The organism is Flagellimonas lutimaris (genome assembly GCF_003581615.1).
GTDB lineage: Bacteria > Bacteroidota > Bacteroidia > Flavobacteriales > Flavobacteriaceae > Flagellimonas > Flagellimonas lutimaris.
Genome location: NZ_QXFH01000070.1, coordinates 348,715 through 366,616 on the forward strand (window position 1 = coordinate 348,715; position 17,902 = coordinate 366,616).

Here is a 17,902-nt window from a genome sequence, read left to right on the forward strand (position 1 = left end):
TTTTTTAGTTGATATTAAAAATTGATAGCCCGTTATAAAAGTCAATGGTGCTCTGGTTGACTTTTAACCTTAGACCTACTTGTAGGTTTTGGTTCTGCGCAACACCATAAAGGTTCTTTGCCTGAAAAAGCTCCAAGGCATTGATCAATCCTTTTTCGTATCTCTTTTGCGCTATGGTAAAAGCGATTTGTTGTGATTCTACTTGTTTTGCACTTTGTTCAAATTCTGCAATAAGGGCTCTATTATCTTGAACAAGTTGTTGCAACAACTGAAAAAGTTCCTGCTCCTGAATCTCCAAATTATTCTTGGCTTGCATATACGCTATCTTCTGCTGCTTAACTCTGGAATGGTTGGACCATCCATTACTTATAGGAATATTCAATTGTGCCCCAACAAACTTGGACGTGTTATCACTAAACTGTGTTCTAAAAGGTATAACATTGCCATTTTCATCCACATTGGTCTCAAAATAGCTGGTTCCGTAACCTGCAAAAAGAGATAAAGAAGGAAACAATCCCCCTCTTGTGGCCTGCAATTGTTTTTTGGCTGCTGTTACTCTATATTCTTGTGATTTTACTAAGGGCACAAATCCTCTGGCGGATTGGTACAGGGAATCCAAAGCAACATCTTCATTTACCATAGTTTCCTCCAAGCTTTCTTTTAGGTTTATATCCGATACTTCGGTCAAATTCATTTCTTGAATCAGGACTAGTTTGGCATTTGTAAGTTGGTTTCTATTCTGTGTCAACAAAAGTTTATCTCCCAAAAGATTGGACTCTGCTTCATAAAGGTCGGCACCGGCCATTAACCCAAGTTCCACTTGTTTTTGGACCAAATCATAGTTTCCTTGTGAAATTTCCAGTTGCTCCAAGGAATTGGCCACCAAACCTTCGAAAAATTTAATATCGTAATAGGCACTCATTACCCTAAAAGCCAGTAGAAATTTCTCTTGTAGAATATCTTCTTGGGTAGCCTTGTAAATGAACTTGGAGGCTCTAATGGAATTCAGCTTTTGAAAACCACGAAACAAGTCCAAGTTGGCGTTAAGGGAATAATTATTACTGAAGAACTGGGTATTCACAAAATCGTTGGTCTGTGGATCTGCAGATCTACCGTATCTAATACTGTAATCGGTGGACCCATTTACCGATGGCAACAAGTCCCTGACAGACTGTCTATAAGATTCCCTACTGGATTCGTTGTTATAAGCAGTATTCTTCACTTGAAGGTTATGCTCAATGGCATAGTCCACACATTCTTCTAAGGTCCAAACCTCTTGGGAGACCCCAATGAATGCAGTAAATAATAATAAGGTTGTTATGTATGTTTTTAGACTCATAATTTTATCCTGTGCCAAACTACTGTCCATTCTTGTGCCAAATTCATTTTAAACTGAATATCAATTAATTACGATATTAAATCAACAGCAAGAACTAATTAGATGTAAAAATTTTATACAAAAAATGTCAAAATATTTTACACTAGGTTAAAACATATCGATGCAATTACTAGTTTTAACCAAGAAAATGAATCCAGAGCCTTATGGTTGATGCCAAAATTTTAGTTGTTGACGATAATAAGAGCGTGTTAAGTGCTTTGGAAATTCTATTGCAGTTTGAATACAAAAGCGTCCAAACCATTTTTAATCCCAACCAGATTTCCTCTTTTCCGAATTTGGAAGACATTGATATCGTGCTCTTGGACATGAATTTTTCAGCCGGAGTAAATACGGGCAACGAGGGTTTGTATTGGCTCAACGAAATCAAAAAGAAGTCGCCCAACACATCGGTAATTATGATGACGGCCTACGGCGCCGTAGACCTTGCCGTTAGGGCCCTCAAACAAGGAGCCTCCGATTTTGTACTGAAACCCTGGAACAACGAACGCTTGATGACCACAGTAAAATCGGCCTATGAGCTGAGAAGGTCCAAACAGGAAATACATAACCTAAAGAAAAAAGAGAACAACCTTAAACAGGTCATAAACGAAGGACGAAATTATATCATTGGTCAGTCCAAGGCATTGACCTCTGTACTAAACCTGGTAGCCAAAGTGGCCAAAACCGATGTTAACGTTCTCATCACAGGTGAAAACGGTACAGGAAAAGAATTGATTGCAAGAGAACTACATCGTTTGTCTTCCAGAAAGGATGAGGTTTTTATTGGAGTGGACATGGGTTCCATTGCGGAAAACTTGTTCGAAAGTGAACTCTTTGGGCACACCAAAGGCTCTTTTACCGACGCGAAAGAAGATAGGGCCGGTAAGTTTGAGGCCGCACACCAAGGCAGTCTATTTTTGGATGAAATAGGCAACCTTTCCTTACAAATGCAGGCCAAACTATTGTCCTCCATCCAAAATAAATTCGTTGTGAGAGTGGGTTCCAATCAGCACGTCAATGTAGATATTCGCCTCATTTGTGCCACCAATTGCAACTTGGAGCAAATGGTCTCGGATGGCTTGTTCCGTGAAGATTTGCTGTACCGAATTAACACCATACATATAGAAGTACCTCCATTGCGGGACCGCGATGACGATATTTTGGTGCTGGCCGATTTTTTCTTAAAAAAGTTTGCCCATAAATACGATAAGAGCGGATTGCGCATCAATCAATTGTCACAAGAAAGGTTAATGGAATACCCTTGGCCAGGCAATATAAGAGAGCTTCAGCACACCATGGAGCGTGCCGTTATTCTTGCTGATGGCAATGTTTTAAAACCCTCCGATTTTCTATTGCACGCCAAACCCATGCAATCTATCGACAACGAACCCATGACCCTCAATGAAATGGAACAGCAGATGATTTTTAGGGCTTTGGAACAGAATGAGGGAAACTATAGTGCAGCAGCCGAACAATTGGGCATATCGCGCCAAACACTTTACAATAAGTTGAAGAAAAAGAACCACTGATGGCAAGTAGAAACTTTTACATTCAGCTTATTCTTCGGGTAATCTTTCTCTCCGTAACAGCCATTTTAATGGCTTTTTCATTATCGCATAAATGGTATTTTACTATGGGGCTCTGTGCCGTGTTAATGGTCACCCAGGTCTTTTCCTTGATTACTTTTATAAATCGCACCAACAGAAAAATCTCGTATTTTTTTGATGCAATCAAAAATGAGGATTTTACCCTACGTTTTCCAGAGGGGGTCACCATTGAATCCTTTAAAGAACTAAATAAAAGCCTAAACCGCGTTAACGGGCTTATCCAAGAAGTACATATGCAGCTTCAGGTGAGGGAACAGTATTACCAAGAAATTTTGAAGCAGGCCAGTATCGGTATCATGACCTATAATGAAAAAGGACACATTTTGTTTGCCAATCCTACGCTTGAGCATTTATTGGATTACACGCCGCTAAACCACATCAAACAACTAAAGCAGGTTGATGAAAATTTGTATGAAATCTTCAAAAATTTTAAACCTTTTCAGCGCAAGTTATTTCAGCTGTCCAACGAACGTGAGCAGATACAGTTGGCTTTAAAGTCCACACCGTTGACATTGGATGGTCAGTTTTTACAATTGGTGGTAGTCCAGGATATTCACAAGGAACTGGATGAAAAAGAAACGGAATCTTGGGTGCGCCTTATCCGCGTGCTCACCCATGAAATTATGAATACTATAACCCCGATTGCCTCCATATCGGATTCCATTATCAAATATTACCGCAAAGGGGACAAAATCACTCCGATGGAAGAGTTGGAGGAGATCCAGATAAAAAATACATTAAAAGGATTAGAAGTTATTAAAGATCAAGGTGGCGACCTTATGGATTTTGTACAGTCCTACCGAAGCTTGCTGCATGTACCCGAACCGAACAAAACTCTTGTGAAAGGTAAAGATTTACTGGAAAAAATTGACGTGTTGATGTCTGCAAGGCTCATTGAGGGCGATAGTGAGTTCACCACACGTTGCAACCCCGAAGATCTGGAATTCTATATTGATGAAAAACAAATTTCACAAGTGTTGATCAACTTGGCGAAAAATGGCCTACAATCTGTTGAGTCAATTGAAGGCGGGAAGGTACAGGTGATTGCTGGTGTTGATGAAAATGGCTCAAAATACATTGAAATCCAAGACAACGGACCGGGCATTCCCCCCGAGGTGATGGACGAAATTTTTGTGCCCTTTTTCACTACAAAAAGTGAAGGTACGGGTATTGGACTAAGCCTTTCCAAAAGAGTAATGCAGCTTCATGGAGGTGGCATACAAGTGCGTTCCGTTCCTGAAACAGAAACTGTTTTCCGACTTACCTTTGCGTAATCAAATTATGAAAAAAGCTCTTTTAGAATTTTGCTGGAAGCATGTAAACGAAAGAACGGATCGCCTCAAAAAACAGAGCGATGAGCTCCAAGAATCTTTGGGTTCCGAAACCAAAAGTTCGGCCGGAGATAAACACGAAACAGGCAGGGCCATGGTGCAATTGGAACAGGAAAAGCTGGGTCAACAATTACAGGAACTCGAAGCTACCCGAAGCATTCTCAAAAAAATTAATATTGAAAAACCGTCAGACAAAATAAGATTGGGTTCCCTGGTAAAAACGAGTATGGCCGATTATTTTATTGCTATCTCTGCAGGAGCTTTTAAATATAATGATAGTGTTGTTTACTGTATTTCGGCCAATGCTCCTATTGCCAGATTCCTGTTAGGAAAGGAAAGGGGTGAAAACTTTGTTTTTAATGGTGATGAACAACCCATATTAGAAGTTTCATGACCTTACTTGTATTAAGGTTATTCAATAATCTCCCTAACCAGACTAAAGCTTACTCCTATTTCATCACTTTTATAGCGCATACGAACCATATTGTTTCGAATTGTACTTTGCCCTCCCCCTGCTTCATTCTCGAATAAAGTGGATAGGGACTTAACTGGCTCTATGTCTGCCTCGCTTAGGTATACTTTTCGCTCCGTTCTTGGAAACAGATCCATAAAAGTATTTCCCAAGTCTTTTTCAACAAAAAAGAAAACAAGATTTAACCAAGTATTATTTTCAAACTCCTCTAAGCTTATACCTCCAAAATCATTGAGGTCTATCGTAATTTCTACCTTTCCCTCCGGCAATGCTGTACCTTCTCCTGTTCTTAATTTAACCAAAGAGTTTTCCTCGATACTAAAAATTTCTCCCTTAAAGGTACCATTGGCTCCTGAAAAATCAACATTCTTTTCCAGTCTGACCGTAATAGGTGTCTCACCCGGGTCTTTGAACCAGACGGATAGGTTTGCCCGGCCATACAATTCCAGAGCATTTCCGTCTACCCCCATATCATGGGCTTCATATACAACAAGCCAATCACAGCTTACCGTGTATTTAATTTTGGTGGCTTCTATTTTTTTCCGATTCGATGACTCAACCCGTATTACCTCATTTCGGTCGAAGTTTATTTTCTTTTTAGACGTATTATCTGTAATTATACCATTCTGATCCATAAACACAAAGGCTCGTTCCCTATTCCAGTTCATGGGCTTAAACTCCAGGTCCACGATATATCCGTTTGCACCATAAGTCTCGGAAGCCTTAGTTAGGAATTGACCTCCTATATTTCTTGCCATAACCTGCCTATTCGTAGCTATTGCCCATCCACTCCCTTGAGGCACAAACTCTATATCGGTTATAATATGCCCATCTTGCAAATAAGTGAAGAGGCGTCTGGTAAGTTCCTCGGGCACCTTTTCATTAGCTTTGTATGTGTTGTTGGTATAAATAAAGAGTTCCTCTCCATTGGGCCCTATGGCAGCTATGGGTTTTTGGTTCCCGTTTACTATTGAGTTTTTGTTTTCTGAAAGTTCGGAGTCTTTTAAACTTCTGTTTTTCAGATTTTTAGAGTTGCGTTGCCATATCTGTGCGTTTCCCCTGCCAGATGCCCCAACCATTACGGTTAGTTTATCCTTGGCAGACAGCTCCATGGTTCCATCGTAATACTTATAATTACTCCCAAGCTCTTGATGTTTAAATGTATTCGTTCCCGTAGAGACAATGTTCTTCCATTTAATATCGCCTGCTTTTAATCGGGTGTTGACCGCATTAATGATAATTCCTTGGCTATCTTTTATTTGGATGACCATGCCGTTGGCCTTTTTATTATTGCCATCGATACGCACCCAAGTTCCGTTCAAAGAAGCAATGTCACTTAAATGTGGTATGCGTTCCGCATCGTCCTTTAAGGGTTGGATAGGTATATCTTCAGAGGAATTACGGAAGCCTTCCTCCATTTCTAAATCAGATTCTGCAGATTTGGCAAGGCCTTCTAAACTACCGAGCAACAGTAATCCAAGAAGAATAACTTGTAATCTTTTCATTAAAGAAGTTATTGTGAATTAACGTATACTTTGAAACTCAACCCTGCGATTCTTTGCGTGGTCCAGAGGACTATTGCCCATTGTAAGCAACTCTGTTTCTCCCTTGCCTTCCACCGCAAGTTGTTCCGGGTCTACATTAAATAATTGGATCAAGGCTGTCCGAACTGATTCCGCTCTATTTGTAGAAAGCTCTAAATTGTAATCTGCGTCTCCATCAGAATCCGTATGGCCAATTATCCTTAGGTTCAAGTTGGGCATTTCGTTCAAGACCTGGGCAACTTTTTTTAGGACCCCATTGGATTCTGGTTTTAATTTGGCGCTGGCCTTGTCAAATGTAATTCCATAAGTAACTAGGTTTCCTTGATTCAAAAGCTTGCTTCTTATATCTTCCTTGCCTTCTGCGAAGCGGAAATTACTTAAATAATAAAATGTTTCATTTTTTCGGATATTCGAAAAAACCCTAAAGTTTTTGGCCAGCCCTGAAGCCTGAAAGGCCCTAGGAAGGTCAAATACTTTTTCTTCGTCCAAATAAACGCGAACCCTCTTTCCTTGTTTCCAAATGGAAATGTGCATGGGCTTACTTCGGTTCCAAGAACCATACTGAATACTTGAAAAGTCTTTAGGAGTGCGGACGTTCAAATTATTGTCTGGGGTATATTTATAAAATTCCATATGACCTTTATCCCCAACACCACCATAGACCAAAAAGGATGCGCCGTTTTTTCCTGGAGTATCATCGTTCATGTCGTAACCGGGGTTTGGAATATCCGACATGGTAAAGGATATTACAGGTTTAAATCCTCCCATCTTGGTATCGTAATCAATAATAATGTCAAATTCCAAAGAAAAATTCTCTGGTAGTTCATTCATAAAATCCGGAACAAATGCTCCGTCTCCGATTCCAATTTTCAACCATTTGCCTTCCTCTGTGTTCAACGAAACCACTTCTGCAGAATTCGATGTATTCCACCTTGCTGGTAAATCGCCAATAGCGTCTAAGCTAAAGTCCTCGACCGCAATAATCTCGTCTCCTGGAACAAAATCAAATTTTGAATAGGCCTCAAAAGTGTTCTGATTTTCTCCCTCAGCACTAGGACCATTATTTTGATCGTTTCCGACTTTATCATTTCCTTTTTTTGAATTCCTGCCAGACCGCTCGCCATTAGGTTCAAAAATGCTGTCCATTGCTTTTTCAGTTTCCTTTCTGGTCTTCTCTTCCGTTTTTTTAATAACCGTTTCTTCCGCGGCTTTTTCTACTTTTTTCTTAAGCTTTTTAAAGAACTGTGCTTCCGCTGTGTTGGCAAAAAATAAGAACAGAACGGCTCCTATTAATTTTTTGATTGTTGAGGTTTTCATTTTAATTATATCTTTTTTACAATTAACAATTGTTGTTTCTAAGTGCGGTAAATTTTAAAAGAAAATGAGGCTTACTGTTCCTTTCCCGTGTTTTTGAGGCTCCACTTTAGCTTCTGATCTTCCTGCTCTGAGCGACTTAACTTCATTAAACATACCTCCGGGGATGAACATTCCTCCAGGAATAAACATACCCCCTGGAATTTCCACATCGTCAGGTAAGTATTCTTTTCCCTCATATAAGGTTAGTTCAAAGCCTTCTTCAAACTTTAAATCCTTGAGGCTATACCCCGCCTTACTTGATACTAATGCAAAATAGGGCTTGCTCCCAGAAAAGCTTTTTTCCTTTGAGTTATATCGTTCCATGAACTCTTCGTAGGGCCAAATCCTTTCTATATATTGTTCTTCATGGTTAATTAAGACGGCAACTGCAGATGTTTCTGTAACATTTGGTGTGTCCTTGTTTTTGTGTTCTTGAAAGTCCTCTTCAGAGGGGGAAAAAAGAACAAAAAGTGTCAGCCAAAAAAGTTTTGTAAGATACATTTACCTAAGTTTTTGAGATTGTTAGATAAAAGTATCATATGCCCAAAGTGAAGCCGGGGATTTATGTAACAATTATCTGTAGTATTGTAACAAATTCTTTTGGATGGCCCACAAATCAAGAATTGACAGCTTATTCAATCCTTTTGCTTTCTAAATTGCGTAGGGCTTAATTTATAGTGTTTCTTAAAAACTTTACTAAAGTAATTGGCGTCGTTGAAGCCTGTAGAAAATGCAATCTCAGAAATACGGAGGGTAGAATTTTTCAACATTTTCTTGGCCCTGCTCAAACGAGCTCTATTTAAATATTCCATAGAGGACATACCACTTACCGCTTTTATTTTTCGGTGAAATTGCATTCTGCTCATTCCTAAATGCTCCGCAAACTGTTCAGCAGTAAAATCTCCGTTTTCCAATTCTTCTTCCACCACTTCCTTTAATTGTCTTAAAAAACCTTTTTCGGTTGTGTTAAACGTGTTTTCTAAAAATTGGTTTATGTCGTTTTTGAGATAATACTTTTGCAATAAATTTCTGTTTGACAAAAGAGACTCAATTTTAGCCAGTAACAATTCATTGTTAAAGGGCTTTACCAAATACTCCTCTGCCCCGCTCCGTATTCCCTTTAATTGGTTTTTATGGTCTGCCCTGGCAGTTAGCAAGATTATTGGAATATGGCTGGTTCTCATATCCTCTTTTAACTCTTTACTTAATTGGATGCCATCCTTAATAGGCATCATAACATCGCTGATAATTAAATCGGGAACTCTTTCCTTTGCGGTCCTAATTCCCTCCATACCGTTTTCGGCGGATATTACTTCAAAATATTCTGACAACAAACTGGTCAAAAAAGTAATCATATCCTTATTATCATCTATTACCAGCAATAAGTTCGAATGGGTTTTGGGAGCTTCTTGGGCAATTGGTGTCTGCTCTTTTATGGGAGGTGCAATAGCTGTAAGGTTGTTTAAAAAGCCTTTTTCTTCTTTTAAATTTTCTTTATCATCCCCTGTTTCGACAGGGAGTTTTACCTTAAATGTGGTCCATTCCCCAACTTTACTCTCCAATGTAATGCTACCTTTGTAAAAGTTGACCAATTCGTTGACAAGTGCTAGACCAATGCCTATTCCTGTTCCTTGATTTTGGTTTATCTGGTAAAACCTATCAAATATTTTTTCTTTTTGGCCCTCTGGAATCCCAACGCCTGTATTTGTAATGGTTATCTCTAAAATGTTATGTTTCAATACCGAGAAAAAATCCACCTTTTTTCGCTCAGGTGTGTATTTTAAGGCATTGGATAATAAATTGGATACAATTTTACTTAAAGCGTCTTCATCAAAGATTATTTCAGTCCTTTTTTTCGGAATCTGAGTATGTAGTTCAATCTTTTTTTCCTCCATGGCAAGTTGAAAAGCCCCAATGGTTTTCGAATAAAAAACATGAAGATCTATTTTGCTCTTTTCTGGTTGATTGTTACTTGATTCAATCTTGGAAATGCCCAGTAATTGATCTACCAAGCTCAAAAGTCGGTTGGAATTTAACTTTATCATGTTAAAGGCATTTCTGTCCTCAACAGATAAATCCTTCCTTTTAAGTAACCGCTGTACAGGACCAAGTATTAAGGTAATGGGAGTTCTAAATTCATGGGAAACGTTTGCAAAAAAATTAGCTTTTATCTCCCTTTCCTTCTCGAGCAATTCATTTTTTATTTTTAAATCAGAGGTCCGTTCTTCTACCAAATGGGTCAATTCTTCATTTAATTGGCGGCTGACCTCCTCATTTTTTTTGAGTTGGCGGATATATTTCCCTTTTACATCATCCTTTTCCTTTTCGATTAGGTTAAACTTGTAGCCCAATCCCAATGCGAAGCAAATCATTTCCAAAAAAACTCCCAATTGAGAGGAATTAAAGGTGTAGAATCCGTACAGCACATGTGTGGTCAATGTTTCATCATATGTTAAGCTACTCGCACTGTATACCCCAATTATGGAAAATGTAAATAGGAATATATTGCTCCACAGGATATAGTGCCTGATTCTGGATTTAATTATAAAAAAGGCTTTTATTAGTGCTGCTAATGTATAAGCGTGCATCGGCAGTGTCAGGTAACTTTTGATATTCCTGACACCTTCAAAATCGTGTGTGAACAGGGTGTATACAATAAGCCCAAGGCCAACAATAACAAAGACTGTTGAAAAGACATCCAATCTTTTGGCAAAAGGCACTGAATATTTTCGAATCTCAGCGAACACATTAATAAACCTCACGTAGATAGCGGTCATTATCAAGAGCAAAGGAATCAATAAGTGATTGTGGAGTTCATAGGAAGAATCCAAAATGTCAAAACGGACCACTTCATCTATACGTAACAAGAAATAAAAGGTAAATACCAACAAATAAATTCCATATAGCAGGTAATCTCTCTTCCTGTTCTGAATAAACAAAAGAAACATATAAACTCCCATGACCAGAAAAGAACCGATAAATAAAAAGGAGGTGACTATTGCTTTTGTTGCGTTTCTATAGGCTTCATATGAAACCGTGGTTTCTTGAGATACCTGTCCAAATAAGGTAAAACCACAGATTAGCACAAAAAACAGAACAAGAACTTTTCTTTTGAGGTTACTAGTCAAAATAATTGCTTTACTTATGTCTGGTCAATACCAAATATATGTTTATCAACTTAATAATGACGATTTCATGTTGATTTTAAGTCTATTACAAGAATAGAAAATAGTGAAGTTTCCCCAATCAAGCAAAGGCTAGAGTCGGAAAGTTTAATGAACATAAAAAATAAATGAGAAAAGTAATTGGATATTGCTTAACACAAGCCATGCAAACAATACTAAATAGTTGTTATACGAAACCAGGGAAAGTTTTTAAAAAAGAACAACTCGGCACTGGCATAGAACCCTATTCATCTACAAGTTCCATGTCCCGTTTTTCACGTTTAAAAACGATAACAAGAAAAAGTATTCCAATAATAATCAAGAACACAATTTCTATTCGAGATAACATCTGATTCATGCCTAAAGACCTTTTGGAACGCTGCGTCAACTGCCTGCCTTCCGAAAGCTGTACCTCCGCAAGTTCGTCAAGGTTTCTGCTAATACTGTTCAGCACGGAAACAATTTCTTTTTTTGAGCTATCATTTTTGGCATGGTTGGTCTCCAAGGTTTTAAGTTCCTTATAGTTTTCCTTCAAATTTGTTAAGAATAGTGACTCCTCCCGAGTCAAGTCGGTCCTCTCAAAATCCGCCAGAATGTTTTTTATCTCAGGATATTGTGGAATTGCTTTATTATTCAATGTGTTGTTGGCCAAATACAATTCTTTTTTGTGAAACAGATTGTTCAGCGTGTAAATGTATTCTTGGACCACCAAGCGGTCCTCAAAAACCGAATCCACGCCATGCTCTACTGTAGAAAAATTTCGGTTGTTCAGCCGATTGGATGCAAGAACCAATAAAAATGCTGCCGCAAGTATAAAACCTGCATGAATACGTTGCTTTATTGTTCTCATATTTAGCATCCTTTTTGGGTTTTTAAATGAAAGGGGGCAGTTGTTAGTATATGAAATAAAAAAATTCTAGGAAACAAATCCGCCCAGCCATTAGCTAACCATTCTAATTGAGCAAACCTAAATGCTTTAAGCTGAGCGGAACTCATTAATCAATTATAGTACACTTAACTCGCCAGACTCAAGTGCTTCTTTTAAATCTGCCTTAACAACTGGGTGACTGTTAAAGAATCTTTTACCGTCGGTCTTTTTGATTTTTACCACTACGGTACCGTCTTTTTTCTCTTTAATGTCAGTTACCACAACTTTGTTGCCTACCACTCTTTTATAATTGGCTATGCCGCCTTTTTTAATGATGAAGTTGGCTCTTGGAAAATCAATGTGTTTGAACTTGGGTGCGTCGGGACGACCAATTTCCAAAACATCGCCGACTTTTACATCTTGAGGGTTTGCGTTTTGTGCATTGATATTTGTGGTTGCCACCACGAACAGAAGTGCTAAAATTATTTTTCTCATAATTATATATTTAAGGTTTAAAATTAATTTTCATGTGTTTTTCTATAAATCAAAACTGGATGATAACTGGTGCGACTGTTCCACACCGACTATCTTAAAGGATTGAACATCTGATGGGAACCCGAGTTGAATTTGATCGTCCACCGCAAGTCCGACCAAGCTGGCCCCTAGGGTACTTACCACAGATATCATGTTCTGTTTAAGATCATTGCGGGTTGATGCAACCAATTGAAAACTTTGTCGTGATCCCTTCATAAATTCCACCGTAACCTTAGAGTTCAACCGAACCACATCGTCGGGCATGTCGGATTCATCTTCCACTAAAGCATTGTCAATCCTATCGCCCAACTGTTCCAAGGCATCTTTATGGGCATAATCCTCATAGAACCTATGGAAGTTTAGTATTCTTTTCAGCGTTAGGTAATCCTTTTTTTCCATGATCAGGCTTCCGTATTTCATTTCCAATTCTTAACGGACGGGACACTAAAAATCAGCATCCCAGTATTTTCTCCATATAAAGGCAAAGCCTGTGCCACTTGAGAAAAAATTATCAAATCAAAATTGTAAAAATTTGATAATCAGTTTATTAAATATATTTTTGTATCAAATAAAAGAGAATGGGTCCGGGTAATTTTTACCCGGTCGGGGCGAAACGCCCCAGTAATTACTTCAATTTTTCGCGCAGTGTTTTACGGTTGATTCCCAAAATCTCAGCAGCTTTGGTCTTGTTGCCATGGGTGGAAAGTAGCACTTCTTGAATATATTCCTTTTCTTTTTCCTGAAGTGTTTTAAAGCCCTTTTGTGGGAAGTCGATTTTATATTTTAGTTGGTCCGGAAGATGTTCCAAAGTGATTGTACCATCACACATGATCACAGCACGCTGCACCACATTTTCCAGCTCGCGTATATTGCCTGGCCAAGAATATCTTTGTAAAACTTCAAGGGCACCATCGGCAATGCGGACAAAACGGTCTTTGTACTCAATTCCGTATTTATGCATAAACTTGCGCACTAACAAAGGAATGTCGGAGGAGCGTTCCCTAAGCGGTGGTACATCAACAGTAACAACCGAAAGGCGATAGAAAAGATCTTCCCTAAATGTTTTTTTTTGTATCAGTTCTTCCAAATCACTATTGGTGGCAGCAATGACACGAACGTCCAATTTTTCAGGTTTTTGAGAACCTATTTTGGTGACTTCCTTTTCTTGGAGCACGCGTAGCAATCTGTTTTGAACGGGTAAAGGGGCATTTCCTATTTCGTCCAAAAAAATAGTGCCCTTGTGCGCCGCCTGAAAAAAGCCATCACGATTCTCGTTGGCGCCGGTAAAAGCACCTTTGGTGTAGCCAAAAAGTTCGGCTTCCAACAGATTCTCGGGAATGGCACCACAGTTCACCGCGATAAAGGGAGCTCGAGAGAACTTACCCGAGTAATGAATAGACCTTGCCACTAGCTCCTTTCCTGTTCCACTTTCCCCGCGTACCAAAACCGTAGCTCGATTATCTTTTACCCGATCAATGATCTCGGTGACTTTTTGGAAGGCTTCTGAATTTCCGATCATATCGGAATACCCGTTGGTGGCCACAGGTTTTACGGGCGGTGTTTTAAAGGTTTCCTTGGCTTCTTTGCTGGCCAGTGCTTTTTTCACAGCCAGTTCCAGTTCAGCTTTGGTAAAAGGTTTGGTCAAATAATCCGTTGCACCGTGTTTAATAACACTCGACGCATCTTCTACCGATGGAAATCCCGTTACTACCAACTTAGGCATGTTGGGAAAATGTTCCGCCACATATTTCACCAATTCCAACCCATCGATCTCAGGCATATTAATGTCCGTCACCAATAAGTCTATCTCGGTATCCTTTAAAATATATAGCGCCTCCTTCACCGAAACAGCCTTGTAGGTGTGGTAATCCATCGATTTTAAGTGCCGTTGCAGCAGTTCCAAAATATCGATATCGTCATCGACGAGCAATATGTTTTCCTTTTTCAACAAAGCGTTTACTTTTTAGGGAATTTCAATGTAAAGATAGTGCCTGCTGGGGTATTCGGGGTAACTGCAATGCTGCCTTGGTGGCTCTGCACAATGCCGTGCACCACGCTAAGTCCCAATCCAGACCCTTCACCCACGGGTTTGGTGGTAAAAAAGGGGTCAAAAATATGTGCTTTAGATTCTTCAGGGATTCCAGGACCTTGGTCGGCAATTTTTAGGATGATATTTTGCTTTTCGACACCAAGAGAAACGGAAATAGTGCTTTTTGGCGGTGCAAAATAGATGGCGTTTACAATTAGGTTGAAGACCACTTGGGTCAATTGGATTTTATCTATACGAAGTTCAATGGTATCTTCAGAATGTTCAAAGTCACAAGAGACGTCATTCTGGCGCAAGGTAGTCCGCAACATATTGATAGCTTCCTCTATCACTTCCACTACGTTGATGACTTCCCTTGTTTCGGGCATTTCGCAGGCAAAAAACATCAGTTTTTTGACCACTTCCCTTGAAAATATGGTGTTCGTGATGATTTTGTCCAAATCCTTGAGAGCTTGTGGATCATCACTGATATGTTCCTGTAAAAGCTCGGTAAACCCCAGGATGTTAGCTAAAGGTGTATTGAGCTCGTGAGCAATACCTGCGGTAATTTCTCCTAATATCCGAAGCCTGTCGGATTGTTCCACTTGTCGGCGGATGTGTTCTTCCTTTTCTTTGATTTCCTTACGTTCCAAGAGATTGCCCACTTTAAGGCACACATTGTCCAGCAGTTGTTGCTCTTCCTCCAAAAAGTCCTTGAGTTGGTACTTGGGAGACGGATACCCAACTTTTATCTCACCCTTTGGTTTGTTGAACACGGTAATGACTGATTCCAAAAACACGTAGCCTTCCCCTTTCTCCTCTGTCTTGATGAAGTAATCTGGGGTGGAAAGAACCACATAAGTTTCCTCGTCGAACTGCCAAGCGCGCTCCAAGCATTGCACAATACCAAGCAGTGCAGTTTCCATATCATCGTAATCGCAGTTGACAATCAATGAAGTAACCTCGTACAAACAGGTAAGTTCCTTGATGCGTTCCTTGAGCTTTTGTTCGGCGGTGAGCATGTTGTTCTCCTTTGTAGCAAATTAGTGAATTCTTGGTGTTTGGCAATTATCTTTCAAAATGCAAAAAAACTGGTCTATTATACCAGGATCGCCAGAAGCCTGAGCTTATCAAAAAAACAGCCGCATTATAAAACATTAAAGTATTAGGGTTTTAAATACTGGTTTATAGTGGATCGCGCGAAAAGAATGCTTTTAAAGACTTGTATCAGGCTTTTTCTAAATTTTCCTAGTTAGCGGAATAATTGTTTTCAAAAGGACTACACGTTTGTTCAGTATGGTACAAAAGGCCATTAGCCGTCATCCCCTCAACAACAACCTTTACCTCTTTCTGTTCGTTTAGAGGTACGGTGATTGAATATGGTGCTTCTGAGTTGACCTCAAGTTGACTTTCCCACCAAATAGCACCATATTTTTTATATAAAAATGAAGTGTAATCAGGATAATTTGGTGTAAAATAGGTTTGTGTACGGCTGAATCCTTTTGGTATAAAAATACTTGTAAACTGTCCCTCTCTGCCATACAATTCATCATAATCATACCGTAATGATAACGAAATGAAAGGCTCTAGTCTATTCTTGCTGTAAACCATTGATTTTATCGAAGAAAGCGGCCTGGAAATAAGCTCACCTGGGCTGGCCAACATGCCCTCAATTAAAACAGGCACAAACTTTATGCCGGGAGGGTCTGAAACATAAACATTGATACCGCCATTATCATAATCTGGATATATCCTAAAACCCAACCTTCGGATATAGCTTTCAAAAGTGTATCGTTTTATAGTCTCTTTATCTATGATTCGTCTTTCTATGTTGGCAGTTATTTGAAATTTAGTGTTCTGCTTTGCCCTTTCCGAAACTACAACTTCGTCAAGAGATATGGTCCTATCTGTTAGGTTCAGGTCTTCATCTGTTTTTAAAAGCATGGCTTCTGGTTCAACTTGGTTCGTATTCCTTAACCATTTTGTATAATCAAAAGTATCTCCATCATAATTGTTAAAGTAGAGTTCGGCTTTTGGCTTTCTGAGTTTTCCCTTGCGGTCCAGAACACTGATCAAAACGGAATCCCCCTCGAATAGTGGCAGGCTCCCATAGAAACGCTTATCAGAAGCAAGATCAAAAAGTTTGACAGCACCAAACGATTGGGACATAATGGAAACCTGTTTTTCATTTTTGGTGTCTGCATCCAAAATCTTTCCGTCTATGGCAATATTTTTTTCGAACTCATATATGTTGTTTTGACTCTCACCTATCCCAAGGTATCCGTTGAACTTTTCAGTTTTTTCCATAAGCAACCTGGTATCCATTTGGTAGTCCCTTAAACGTTTGTTTCCCTCAAAAAAATAGTTGCCATCAATAAACTGTTGGTCCAGATAGGGCTGTACCAAGAAGGATGAGCTTATAGAATTGTTGGGGAAGTGTGCGCTTGATTCGACAGGAAGCACTGACATACTTACATTGGCCTTTTCGCTTCCTTCGGGGAGTATCAGGTCTATCTGTAAGGAATCCTGATTTTTGGTCAGGCAATAGCTAACATATACTGAATGCACTTTTTTAACTTCTGTTTGTTTGTTAAAAAACATACGTTGTGAGATGGGGTGCATTTCTTCATCTAGAATCACCGCCGTGTTGATTCCGTTGGGGATTTGATTTCGGTTTACCGAAATTACATCATTGTCTCTATTCAAATCATCAAGATATATGAAAGACCGATTAATATTGTTAAAAATTGCAATCGAGAATCCAGTTGTTTCTTCTGTATTTAAAGTGGAATTTGACCATTTAGGGCTAAGTACAACAACTTCTTTTCCCGTATTGTCCACACTGATTCCTATTCCCTGCTGAATGTTAATTTCCAGTTTTTTGGTAGTCCAAAGACCCTTCCCATCTTTGATTTTTAGGAAATATGATTGGGTGGGGTCAGCAAAAAAACCAAACCTGCCTTGCCCCAACTCGTTTGTTTGAATATTTGACTGAATTTGAGCGCCATCTTCGGTCATCAACTGAATACCAACAGTTTGTATGGGATTACCTGTCTGGTTATAAACCATCAGTCCAATGCTATTATAAGTGTCTGCTACAATTTGCTGCCCCTCAGGATGAATCAAGGCGGTTATTCCTCCTTTAGGTTTTGTGGCAGTTTGCTTTGCATTTCCAATCATTATAATTTTTTGTAGAAAAGGAGTGGCAACTTCAAAGTTTTTCATATAGTTGGTCCATGCCATCAGAGTATATGAGTCCTCAACAAAAGTTGAATCAATTTTGAAATCTCCATAGCTGATGCCATTGTTGACGAAAAACATTTTTTTTACCAGAGCCTTTCCGTCTTTTGAAAAAACACCAACATGTAGATTGGTGGTGGTCGAAGATGGCATACGCTGATCCTGAACGTAGGCCTTGAACCATAGGCGCTCCCCTTTGAAAAATGCCGTTTTATTCAGGTGAAGATGTATATTTTCAAGCAAAGGTTCCCCTTCTACACCTATTGTTCTCGCCTCTTGTCCAAAAGCAGCAAAGAATAGTGTCAAAAAGAAAGGGAATGTAATTATGTTTTTATAATGGAACACTACGAATAAAGTTAGAACATGCTAAGCTCAAAAATTA

Annotated in this window: 14 protein-coding genes; 3 read left to right on the forward strand and 11 right to left on the reverse strand. The window is 39.1% G+C overall.

Features of this window, described 5'->3' with window-relative positions; genetic code table 11:
• Positions 1 to 4: 4 nt before the first annotated feature.
• Entirely contained in the window at positions 5 to 1,369 is a 1,365-nt protein-coding gene (locus D2V08_RS06005) for a TolC family protein (protein WP_245980517.1), read from the reverse strand.
• 173 nt (positions 1,370 to 1,542) lie between these two features.
• On the opposite strand from D2V08_RS06005, the gene D2V08_RS06010 reads away from it, so the two are divergent.
• The 3 genes from D2V08_RS06010 to D2V08_RS06020 are packed head-to-tail and all read left to right on the forward strand — an operon-like array spanning position 1,543 to position 4,710.
• Positions 1,543 to 2,907: a sigma-54-dependent transcriptional regulator gene (locus tag D2V08_RS06010; protein WP_119607151.1), complete on the forward strand. Its 1,365-nt coding sequence runs from the start codon at positions 1,543 to 1,545 to the stop codon at positions 2,905 to 2,907.
• Entirely contained in the window at positions 2,907 to 4,259 is a 1,353-nt protein-coding gene (locus D2V08_RS06015) for a sensor histidine kinase (protein ID WP_119607152.1), read from the forward strand. Before D2V08_RS06010 ends, D2V08_RS06015 begins: the two co-directional genes overlap by 1 nt.
• Before the next feature lie 7 nt (positions 4,260 to 4,266).
• Entirely contained in the window at positions 4,267 to 4,710 is a 444-nt protein-coding gene (locus tag D2V08_RS06020; RefSeq protein WP_119607153.1) for a 3-oxoacyl-ACP synthase, read from the forward strand.
• 17 nt (positions 4,711 to 4,727) lie between these two features.
• Here the strand turns inward: D2V08_RS06020 and D2V08_RS06025 are convergent, their stop codons facing one another.
• The 10 genes from D2V08_RS06025 to D2V08_RS06070 all read right to left on the reverse strand — a co-directional run bounded on the left by D2V08_RS06025 (position 4,728) and on the right by D2V08_RS06070 (position 17,865).
• Positions 4,728 to 6,293, reverse strand: a complete 1,566-nt coding sequence (locus D2V08_RS06025; protein WP_119607154.1) for a hypothetical protein — start codon at positions 6,291 to 6,293, stop codon at positions 4,728 to 4,730.
• Positions 6,294 to 6,311: 18 nt separating this feature from the next.
• Positions 6,312 to 7,649 carry an OmpA family protein gene (locus D2V08_RS06030; protein WP_119607155.1) on the reverse strand — a complete coding sequence of 446 codons (1,338 nt, stop codon included), beginning with the start codon at positions 7,647 to 7,649 and terminating at the stop codon, positions 6,312 to 6,314.
• Positions 7,650 to 7,703: 54 nt separating this feature from the next.
• A complete protein-coding gene (locus tag D2V08_RS06035) occupies positions 7,704 to 8,189 on the reverse strand; it encodes a hypothetical protein (protein ID WP_119607156.1) in 486 nt (161 codons plus the stop codon).
• Between the two features lie 134 nt (positions 8,190 to 8,323).
• Positions 8,324 to 10,816 carry a response regulator gene (locus tag D2V08_RS06040; RefSeq protein ID WP_119607157.1) on the reverse strand — a complete coding sequence of 831 codons (2,493 nt, stop codon included), beginning with the start codon at positions 10,814 to 10,816 and terminating at the stop codon, positions 8,324 to 8,326.
• Between the two features lie 280 nt (positions 10,817 to 11,096).
• Positions 11,097 to 11,702 carry a hypothetical protein gene (locus D2V08_RS06045; RefSeq protein WP_119607158.1) on the reverse strand — a complete coding sequence of 202 codons (606 nt, stop codon included), beginning with the start codon at positions 11,700 to 11,702 and terminating at the stop codon, positions 11,097 to 11,099.
• Between the two features lie 153 nt (positions 11,703 to 11,855).
• A complete protein-coding gene (locus tag D2V08_RS06050; protein WP_119607159.1) occupies positions 11,856 to 12,215 on the reverse strand; it encodes a hypothetical protein in 360 nt (119 codons plus the stop codon).
• A gap of 42 nt (positions 12,216 to 12,257) precedes the next feature.
• The gene (locus D2V08_RS06055; RefSeq protein ID WP_119607160.1) at positions 12,258 to 12,674 is read right to left on the reverse strand and encodes a GreA/GreB family elongation factor; all 417 of its coding nucleotides are present in this window, start codon (positions 12,672 to 12,674) and stop codon (positions 12,258 to 12,260) included.
• 205 nt (positions 12,675 to 12,879) lie between these two features.
• The gene (locus tag D2V08_RS06060) at positions 12,880 to 14,205 is read right to left on the reverse strand and encodes a sigma-54-dependent transcriptional regulator (RefSeq protein ID WP_119607161.1); all 1,326 of its coding nucleotides are present in this window, start codon (positions 14,203 to 14,205) and stop codon (positions 12,880 to 12,882) included.
• Positions 14,206 to 14,210: 5 nt separating this feature from the next.
• Positions 14,211 to 15,302, reverse strand: a complete 1,092-nt coding sequence (locus tag D2V08_RS06065) for a sensor histidine kinase (RefSeq protein WP_119607162.1) — start codon at positions 15,300 to 15,302, stop codon at positions 14,211 to 14,213.
• Between the two features lie 226 nt (positions 15,303 to 15,528).
• Entirely contained in the window at positions 15,529 to 17,865 is a 2,337-nt protein-coding gene (locus D2V08_RS06070) for a hypothetical protein (RefSeq protein WP_119607163.1), read from the reverse strand.
• Positions 17,866 to 17,902: the final 37 nt, after the last annotated feature.